The sequence below is a fragment of the Amycolatopsis sp. NPDC003731 genome (genome assembly GCF_053586895.1).
Window position 1 is genome coordinate 46455 of the sequence record NZ_JBSFNC010000055.1, and the last position, 8688, is coordinate 55142.

Annotated in this window: 12 protein-coding genes; 7 read left to right on the plus strand and 5 right to left on the minus strand. The window is 69.9% G+C overall.

Going from position 1 to position 8688, the window contains the following annotated elements; translation table 11 throughout:
- Window positions 1-210: a helix-turn-helix domain-containing protein gene (locus ACWDN5_RS23375; protein WP_449677778.1), complete on the plus strand. Its 210-nt coding sequence runs from the start codon at window positions 1-3 to the stop codon at window positions 208-210.
- 86 nt (window positions 211-296) lie between these two features.
- Window positions 297-1598: a tyrosine-type recombinase/integrase gene (locus tag ACWDN5_RS23380; protein WP_449677779.1), complete on the plus strand. Its 1302-nt coding sequence runs from the start codon at window positions 297-299 to the stop codon at window positions 1596-1598.
- A gap of 38 nt (window positions 1599-1636) precedes the next feature.
- Here the strand turns inward: ACWDN5_RS23380 and ACWDN5_RS23385 are convergent, their stop codons facing one another.
- Complete coding sequence (locus ACWDN5_RS23385) at window positions 1637-2998, minus strand: NAD-dependent succinate-semialdehyde dehydrogenase (RefSeq protein ID WP_449677780.1); 1362 nt, start codon at window positions 2996-2998, stop codon at window positions 1637-1639.
- 105 nt (window positions 2999-3103) lie between these two features.
- On the opposite strand from ACWDN5_RS23385, the gene ACWDN5_RS23390 reads away from it, so the two are divergent.
- Together ACWDN5_RS23390 and ACWDN5_RS23395 are read left to right on the plus strand one after the other, a co-directional pair.
- The gene (locus ACWDN5_RS23390; protein WP_449677781.1) at window positions 3104-3541 is read left to right on the plus strand and encodes a hypothetical protein; all 438 of its coding nucleotides are present in this window, start codon (window positions 3104-3106) and stop codon (window positions 3539-3541) included.
- Window positions 3538-3987, plus strand: a complete 450-nt coding sequence (locus tag ACWDN5_RS23395; RefSeq protein ID WP_449677782.1) for a hypothetical protein — start codon at window positions 3538-3540, stop codon at window positions 3985-3987. The genes ACWDN5_RS23390 and ACWDN5_RS23395 overlap by 4 nt, the downstream gene beginning before the upstream one ends.
- Here ACWDN5_RS23395 and ACWDN5_RS23400 read toward each other — a convergent pair.
- Window positions 3942-4379: a L,D-transpeptidase gene (locus ACWDN5_RS23400; protein ID WP_310971484.1), complete on the minus strand. Its 438-nt coding sequence runs from the start codon at window positions 4377-4379 to the stop codon at window positions 3942-3944. The genes ACWDN5_RS23395 and ACWDN5_RS23400 overlap by 46 nt on opposite strands.
- Before the next feature lie 61 nt (window positions 4380-4440).
- Complete coding sequence (locus tag ACWDN5_RS23405) at window positions 4441-5349, minus strand: hypothetical protein (protein WP_310971483.1); 909 nt, start codon at window positions 5347-5349, stop codon at window positions 4441-4443.
- 122 nt (window positions 5350-5471) lie between these two features.
- Between ACWDN5_RS23405 and ACWDN5_RS23410 the strand changes: the two genes are divergently transcribed.
- On the plus strand, window positions 5472-5777 hold the full coding sequence (locus tag ACWDN5_RS23410; RefSeq protein WP_310971482.1) for a hypothetical protein: 306 nt from the start codon (window positions 5472-5474) through the stop codon (window positions 5775-5777).
- 4 nt (window positions 5778-5781) lie between these two features.
- Here the strand turns inward: ACWDN5_RS23410 and ACWDN5_RS23415 are convergent, their stop codons facing one another.
- The gene (locus ACWDN5_RS23415; RefSeq protein WP_449677783.1) at window positions 5782-6213 is read right to left on the minus strand and encodes a hypothetical protein; all 432 of its coding nucleotides are present in this window, start codon (window positions 6211-6213) and stop codon (window positions 5782-5784) included.
- 332 nt (window positions 6214-6545) lie between these two features.
- Here ACWDN5_RS23415 and ACWDN5_RS23420 point away from each other — a divergent pair, with 332 nt between their 5' ends.
- Complete coding sequence (locus tag ACWDN5_RS23420; RefSeq protein WP_310971480.1) at window positions 6546-7421, plus strand: helix-turn-helix domain-containing protein; 876 nt, start codon at window positions 6546-6548, stop codon at window positions 7419-7421.
- Between the two features lie 28 nt (window positions 7422-7449).
- The gene (locus ACWDN5_RS23425) at window positions 7450-8154 is read left to right on the plus strand and encodes a 2OG-Fe dioxygenase family protein (RefSeq protein WP_449677784.1); all 705 of its coding nucleotides are present in this window, start codon (window positions 7450-7452) and stop codon (window positions 8152-8154) included.
- Between the two features lie 3 nt (window positions 8155-8157).
- Here the strand turns inward: ACWDN5_RS23425 and ACWDN5_RS23430 are convergent, their stop codons facing one another.
- The gene (locus tag ACWDN5_RS23430) at window positions 8158-8538 is read right to left on the minus strand and encodes an STAS domain-containing protein (RefSeq protein WP_449677785.1); all 381 of its coding nucleotides are present in this window, start codon (window positions 8536-8538) and stop codon (window positions 8158-8160) included.
- Window positions 8539-8688 lie beyond the last annotated feature (150 nt).

An 8688-nucleotide genomic window follows, 5' to 3' on the forward strand; every position in this document is an offset into this window, starting at 1 on the left:
ATGAGTGCACGGATCAAGGTGGTGAGCATCGAGGGCCTGTGGACGCCTGAGGACCTGGCCACCTTCCTCGGGATACCTGAGAAGACCCTGCGGGACTGGCGTTTCAAGAGCTACGGCCCCGCGTGGCTTCGGATGGGCAAACACGTCCGGTACTCCCCTGACACGGTTCGAGCCTGGATCGACCAGCTCAGCCATGACGGTGCCGCGTAAGAGTTCCCGGCTACGACACCCCATGCCCGATCAACCCCGGGCATGGGGTTAAGCCGCATCAAAACCCAACCAGGATCGGAGAAACGATGAAAGGCCACGTGCAAGATCGATGGTGGCGGCAGAAGAAAGACGAGGACGGTAAGCCGGTCTTCAACGCCAAGGGTCATCCCGTCCGCGAGAAGACCGAACTGTTCGGCAAAGGCGACCGGTACAAGGTCCGGTATTACGACCCCGAGGGCAACGAACGGAGCAAGTCCTTTCCGGACAAGCAACTCACGAAGGCCAAGACCTTCCTGACCAAGATGCAACACGATGTGCTCGCCGGTGAGTACATCTCGGCCGAGTCCGGCGAAGAGAAGTTCCGCGACTACACGGCCCAGTGGCGCAAGGGCCAGTCCGCCGACGCGGGGACCCGGCAGACGGTGAGCAACCACCTCAAGACCGGGATCTTCCCGTTCCTCGGCGACAAGCCACTCAAGGTGGCCGCGAAGACCGACACCATTCGTGACTGGCTCGACTGGTTGGAACGGCCGAAGAGCGAAGGCGGACGCGGCCTGATGGCGTCTACACGCGCGGTGCTGTTCGACACCGTGTCAGCCATCCTCCAGGCGGCCTACGACGACAAGAAGATCCGGGCGAACCCCTGCCGGGCGAAGAGCGTCAAGCGGCCCAAGCCTGTCCAGCGGAAGGTCATCCCGTGGCCGGACAGCCGGGTCCGTGCGGTACGGCTCGCTCTGCCCGCCGAGTACACCGTCACGGTGCCGCTCGGGGCCGGACTCGGGCTGCGGCAGATGGAGATCTTCGGGTTCAGCCCGGACGACATCGACCGGGACGAGATGATTGTCAACGTTCAGCGTCAGATCCGGTGGATCGGCACTCAGCCGGTGTTCTCACCGCCGAAGGGTGGCAAGACGCGAGTGGTGCCGCTCGGGCAAGGCGTGCTCGATGACATCGACGACTACATGGCCACCTTCGAGCCCGTCACGCTGACGCTCCCCTGGCTCGAACCGGGCGGCAGGCCGGAGACGGTGCGCGTCCTGATCGGCCGGGTCATCAAGCGCAGTGCCTATGCCGGGCAGCCGATCGGGAACGTGATCAAGGGATCGAACTTCGCGTACCACGCCTGGCGGCCGGCCTTCGCGCGTGCGGGGCTCGACTACGTCGAACGTCGGGACGGGATGCACGCCATGAGGCACTTCTTCGCGTCCACGATGCTCGCCAATGGCGTGTCGATCAAGGAGGTCGCCGAGTACCTCGGCCACCACGACCCCGGATACACGCTCCGGATCTACACCCACCTCGTCCCGTCGAGCCACAAGCGGGCTCGCGCAGCGACCAACCGAGTGTTCAAGCCCCGCCGACCGGCCCAGGATTCCGTGACGGCCTGACGACGGCCTGGCGGGGCTAAACGCAACAAAACAGCAGGTCAGAGGCGTATCGGTTTCTTGTTCATGAACTCCTCAATCCCCAACGCCCCCAGCTCCCGACCCAGCCCCGACCGCTTGATCCCGCCGAACGGCAGGTCCGCCTCCGAGCCGCCCGACTTGTTCACGTACACCATCCCCGCCTCGATCCTGCGGGCCACTCGGGCCGCTCGGACGCGGTCGGTGGCGAACACGCTCGCCCCCAAGCCGAACGGGGTGTCGTTCGCCAAGGTCACCGCCTCTTCCTCCGTCGATGCGCGGAACAGCAGCGCCACCGGGCCGAAGATCTCCTCGTGGTAGGCCGCCATCTGTGGTGTCACGTCCGTCAAGACCGTTGCCTCCACGTACGCCCCCGGGCCCGGGATTCGGTGGCCGCCCGCTCGCAGCGTTGCTCCCTCGGCGATCGCCGTCTCGATCTGGGCCGCCACCTTGTCGGCCGCCGACGCTGATGCCAGCGGGGGCAGGGTGGTTGCCGGGTCCGCTGGGTCGCCCGGGACGTAATACTCCGTCACGCGCTTGGCGAACCGGTCGGCGAACTCCTCGTACAGCTCGCCCAGCACGATGATGCGCTTCGGCGCGTTGCACGACTGGCCGCAGTTGCGCATCCGGGCCGTTGCCGTGGTTCTGACCGTTTCGTCCAGGTCGTCGGCGTCCAGGACGATTAGCGGGTCGGAGCCGCCCAGCTCCAGGACGCACTTCTTGAGGTTGCGCCCGGCTTCGGCCGCCACCGCGATGCCCGCCTGCTCACTGCCCGTGAGCGACACGCCGGCCAGGCGCGGGTCCGCGAGCATCCACGGGACCTGACGGCTCGACGCGAAGACGTTCACGTACGCGTCCGCGGGCACGCCGGCGTCCCGCAGCACCGACTCGATCGCGACCGCCGACCGCGGGCAGATCGACGCGTGCTTCAGCAGGATCGTGTTGCCCAGCACCAGGTTCGGCGCCACGAACCGGGCGACCTGGTAGCACGGGAAGTTCCACGGCATCACGCCGAGCAGCGCCCCGATCGGCTCCTTCGTCAGCACCGCCCGGCCGCCGCGGATCGGCAGGGGCTCGTCCGCCAGCAGGTCCGGGCCGCGCTCGCCGTAGTACCGGAAGATGTCGGCGACGACGCCGACCTCGCCGCGGCCTTCGTTGATCCGCTTGCCCATCTCCAGGGTCATGATCGCGGCGAGCTCGTCCGCGCGTTCGGCGAACAGGTCCGCCGCGCGCAGGACGACCGCCGCCCGCTCGGCGACCGGCCGGGCCCGCCAGGCCGCGTACCCGCGGTGCACCCGCTCGATCGCGACGCGGACCTCCTCGTCGGCCGCGTTCGTGATCTCGTCGACCAGCTCGCCCGTCGCCGGGTTGGTGACTGTGTACAAAGCGGCCTCCTTCGCCAGGCTACTGGATACTGTATACACTATGTACGGAAAGATCGGCACCCGCGCGGCGGTACCCCTGGCCGCTTGATCGACTATCGTTCCCCCATGACGCTGGAACTCACCGGCGGACCCGCTTTCGCCGCACCGGCCCCGAAAACCGCTCGTTGGACCCGGCAGTACGCCGACGCCGCGGTGACCTTCGGCTGCCCCGCCCGCACGCCGGAACGCGCGCCGCGGGTGTGGAGCGGACGCGGCCTCGGCCTGCCGGAGGCCGAACTGCCGGAGTTCGCGGCGCAGCTGCGCCGCGTCATGAAGAAGGACGACTACTGGATCGCCCGGGCGGCCTGTCCGGACCGTCGCGCGGGTGACGCGGCCATCTGGTCACCCGGCCGCTACGACGACGAAGACGGCTTCGTCTACTTCGCCGGCCCTTGTACACACGGTGACCCCTGGCCCGGATACCGGCCGGCGCAGGCGTTCACCATCGCGTTCCCCCGCGTCCGAGGCCTGCGGATCCGGGTAGCGGCTTACTTGGCGGGATGACGGTGAGACCGTCCCACGCCGGCGCCATCGCCGCGGTGGTCAGCGGGCTACCGTCGACCACCCACGCGCTCTTCACCGGCGCCGACGTCCTGGCCGCCACCAGAGCGGCCGGCACCTTGCTCCCCGGACGGCGCGACCGGCCCGGCGTCGTCGCCGGGCTGATCGCTCACCTCGCCGTTTCCGCGGCCTGGACCGGCGTGCTCGCCACGATCGCGCGCCGCCACCGGCTCGGGGCCGGCGGCGGCGCGATCGCGGGACTCGCCATCGCCGCACTCGATCTCGGGATCGCGGCCCGCGCCTACCCCGCCGTGCGGGCCTTGCCACGCGGGCCGCAGATCCTGGACCACCTGGTGTTCGGCGCCGTCACCGGCGCGCTCCTCGACCGTCCACACCGGACGGATCAGGGCACGACCTCGACGACGTCACCCGGGTGCAGCGAGGTGTAGAACTTCACCGCGGCCGCGTGCGAAAGGTGCACGCACCCGTGGGACTTCACCTTCAGGCTGCCCTGGTGGAACGCGACCCCGGTGGTGGTGAAGAACACCGAGTACGGCATCGGCCCGTTGTACTGCTTGCTGTAGTGGTCGATGTCCTTGTACTGCACGTGGAACTTCCCCACCGGGGTCGGGTACTTCGGCAGCCCCACGGTGATCGGGACGCCGCCGTAGGTGACGTTCCCGGCGCCGTCGGTCAGCCACGCGGTATTCGAACTGCGCTGGACGCAGGCCTTCGCTTCGGCACTGCACGGCGTCGACGCCGCTTCGGCCGTTCCCGCGAACGCCACGGTCCCCGCCATCGCGGCGACCCCGCCCAGAAGTGCGATCATCCTCCGGTTCATCGTGTGCCTCCCGTTGTCGTTCGGCTACTCAACGGGAGTGCCCATTCGGGCGATCTTCGAATCAGTTCGGCGGCTGCGAAAGCCCGAGGAATTCGGCCTGCTCGCGGTCGTAGCGGCGGGTCAGGCCGTTGCCGTAGCGGTCCCACCAGTTCTGCGTGTGCCCGCCCTGGGTAGTCGTCGTCCCGCCGTAGACCTGGCGGTCGTACTCGACGCGGGCGTCGCGGAACTCCTGCTGGAACTGCTCGGGCGTCAGCCCCTGGACGTGCTGGATCGTCGCGTCGCTCAGGGTGCGCGAGCTGCGCACGATGTCCTCGCCCGCCATGTGGTTGAGGATCGCGCGGACCCCGCCGGCGCCGCGCATGTGCGCGCCGGACATGATCGCGGCCTGGGTGCCGGGGTCGGTGAAGTTGAGCGCGCCGGCGGTGCGCGCGTTCGCGGTCATCAGGTCGGCGACGACGGCGCGTTCCTCGGCGCTGCCGATCCCGTACTGCTCGCGCGCGGCGATGATCCGGTCGTAGCCGTTGTGCATGTTCTGCCGGAAGCCGTACGCCTCGGGCACGCCGCCCTGCTCCCCGGTCGCGCCTTCGGACCGCATGATCGAGTCGACGACCCGCGGGTCGAGCTGCTGCGGTGCCGCAGCCGCCGCGGCGCCACCCCCGCCCTGCCCACCGCCGCCGTAGGCCTGGGCGACGTCGGAGTCGGCCGCGTGGTACCCGTCCGCGGCCTTCTGGACGTTCTGGTTGACGTTGACCAGCAAGCTGAGCAGCTTCTGCAGCGCGCTGCCCAGCGTGGAGTGCAGCGCCGTGTTGGCGGCCGCGACGCCGCTGCCGATCCCGGCGAAGGACAACGCGTCCAGCACCAGGCCTTCCAGGTCGCGGGTGGCCGACAGGAAGGACGACCCGACGTCTTCGACCGCCCGTACGACCGCTCCCATTTCCGCGGTTTCGGCGCGGTAGGCCCCGGCACTCATGGTCTGCTCCCTCCGGACACCGGCTGTGCACGCCGAGAATTCCCCACCGCGCCGGCCGGGCCCACGGCCGAATTACCCACTGGTCACGGCCGGAGTGCCCACACCGGCGCTAAAGTCGGGAGATGAGCAAACCCGACGGCGACCCGAACGTGGTCGAGGGCGAAATCGTCGACGACACCCCCACCGAGGCGCTGGCGATCCCGTCGCCGCCGCTGCCGGAGGCGGACTACAGCGAGGGTGGCGTGCCCAGCTTCGACTTCGTCCGCGACAAGATCGAGAACCGGTACACCACGTCGCTCGGCTCGGTCGACGTCGCCGGCCTCGGGACCGAGAACACGGCCGAGACCCTCGACAAGAAGATCGCCGATCGCGACCAGGCCGCCAAGGACAGGCTGGCCGAGATCCGCCGCTCGATGCGCGGCGAGTGACCCTTCACGTGCGGCGCGCGGGATCCGTCCCGCACTCCGGCGTCCCGCTGCCGCGGAGGAAGTGCGCGGCCGCGTAGCCGGTGCGCCCGGCCGCCGTGCCGCGCAGCCACCGGTCGTCGCCGGACGCGGGGGTTCCGTGCGTCCAGCACTCCGCCTCGAAGGTGCCGCCCTCGGCGACCCAGCCGACCCGGCGGCACGTCGAGGCCGCGCAGGACCGGACGTTGAGGCCGTGCCGACCCGTTCCCGTGACGACGTACGGCACCGGCGTGGTGCGCGCGAGCAGGTCGCCGGCGGGATCCGGGGGCGGCGTCCCGGATGACCCGGGCGGGCCCGAGACGAGGCCGCCGAGCAGCAGGAAGAGCGCGACGGCCAGGAACGCGGTGGCGGCCAGCACCCGGACGAGCACCCCTGGTTTCAGCACGACGAACACGGCCATTCCTTCCCCTCGGTTCCGTCCGCCGAGGCCGGCGCGGTCCCCTGGTCGTCGTTCTGGCGCGTCCTCACTGTCCTCGGGTCCCGGGCCGGACTCCGGCCTTGCCCTGCAAGTGTCACTCCGGGAAAGCTTGCTTTGCAATTCCCACTGAGGAATCCCAGCATGGAACACCCGTTCGGCGCAACAGCGGCTTGATCAGGAAAAACTCCTCGCTCGACACGCCACTGGGCCGCCCTTCACCGGGGAAGCGGCCAGATGGAGTATGGTCGCGACGCGATGGGAAACCCACCAACCGGGTCCCATCGCGGACGGCCCACCGCGAGAACGAAGGTCCCATGGCCCCCACGCAAGGTCCGATCGTGCCGCGCCGCCGGATCGCGGACACGCTCAAGAGCCTGCGTGACGAGTCCGGGCGCACCCTCGAAGAAGTGGCCGAAGCACTGCTCATCTCGACGTCGAAGCTGTCCCGGCTCGAGAACGCCCAAGGCAGCCCGCAGGCCAGGGACGTCCGCGACCTGGTCCGGTTCTACGGCATCGAGAACACGCAGCTGGCCGACCGGCTGATGCGCTGGGTGAAGGCGTCCGGCCGGCAGGGCTGGTGGACCGACTACTCGCAGACCACGGCGACCCCCGGCCTCGACGCCCACCTCGCGTACGAGTCCGAAGCGACGGTGGCCCGGATCTACACGATCCCGCTGCTGCCGGTGCTCCTGCAGACCCCCGAATACGCCCGCGCCCAGTATTCGACGCACGAGCCGTGGTGGTCGGCCACGGAGGTCGAGCGGCTCGTCGAACTGCGGGAGCACCGCAAGCACGTGCTCGCCGAGCGCGAGGACATGGAGCCGCTGCGGCTGGTCGCGGTCACCCACGAATCCGCCCTGCGGCAGTTCGTCGGCTCCCGCGAGATCATGCACGCCCAGCTGGACCACCTGGTCGAGCGGTCCACCGCGCCGAACATCGAGCTGCGCGTGTTCCCCTTCGCCCATCCCCCGCTGTTCTCGATGAGCTGCATGTACGCCTACTTCGAGTTCGAGGACGAGCTCGACCGGGACATCGTGCACATCGAAACCCACGCCGGGTTCCGGCACATCGAGACCGCCAAGACGGTCGAGCACTACCGCGGCTACCACGACGCCCTCGTGGCCGCGTCCCTCGAGCCCGACGAAAGCCGCGCCCTGATCCGCGAGATCCAGACCGCGCAGTTCGGCTGATCCCCTTCCCTTCACGTTGGGACAACGCATGGCTTTCGCTTTTCCCGGTTCCGAAAACGCCCGGCTGCACCGGAAGCGGCTCGACACCGACGGCTTCCTGGTCGTGTCCGACGACGAGCTCGGCCTGCCCGGCACGCGCCTGCGCGAGCACCTCCTGCGCACGTACTTCACCCCGGACGTGCTGCACTGCTACCCCGGCGACATCCCCGCCGACCGGGAGCGGGCCCGGGACGTCGTCGAGTACGCCTGGCACGGCGAGACGCCGGTGCTGGCCGAACACCCCGAGATCGCCATCGAGGACCGCGGCGGCCGCCCCGAGCGGCGCGAGTACGCGCGCACGCCGGTGGCGCACGATCCGCTGTTCGCGGCCTGGATCCGCGCCGCGCTCGGCCTCATCCCGGACGGCCGGCGCCGGGCGCGGGGGACGTTCGGCGTCAACCTCTTCCGGACGTTCACCAACGTCGTCACGCGCCCGCACGCCGACGGCGAGGAGTTCGTCTTCGTCTACGTCGTGGACCGCGCCGGCACCGGTGCAGAGACGACGCTCTTCCGCCCCGAGGCCCCGGACACGGTGGTGCACTCCCAGCGGCTGGAGCCGGGGCAGCTCATCGTGTTCGAGGACGCGCGGTTCCTGCACACGGCCAGCCCGCTGATCGCCCCGGAGGGCGGCCGCGCCCGCCGGGACGCCCTCGTCTGCACCGTGGACCACCCGCAGACCTACGGCCTCGGCTGACGCTCAGCACAGCAGCCAGCGCATCTCCGCCGGCTGGTAGCGGGCGACCGCGAGCAGCCGGTGCGGGAAGACCGGGACCTGGCCGGCCAGCCCGGTGAGCCGGACCACTCGTTCGACGTCACCCCCGGGCGAGACGATCAGGCAGCCGGAGATCTCGCGCTTCCGGCACACCTCGAACACGCTCAACAGGCCACGGACCCCGCGGGCGGTCAAGAACCCCAGCGAGCCGAGGTCGATCACCAGGGACCGGGGGCTCGGCAGCTCGCAAAGGGCGGTTTCGAGCAGCGAGGCCCAGGCGAGCACCGTCCGGATACCCGGCTCGCCGCACATCTCGACGACCAGCACGCCGCCGGAGCGTTCCGAGGCGATGTCGTCGTCGCGCATCGCGCCTCCCGGGAGCCATCCCGTCCCGCACCCATGGTCGCACGGACGTCAGGCTTCCGTGGGCGCCGCGATGACGTCGAGGTCGTTGCCGAGCACGGGCGGTTCGACCCCGTAGACCTCGAGCATGTCGGCCGGATAACCGCGCCCGTT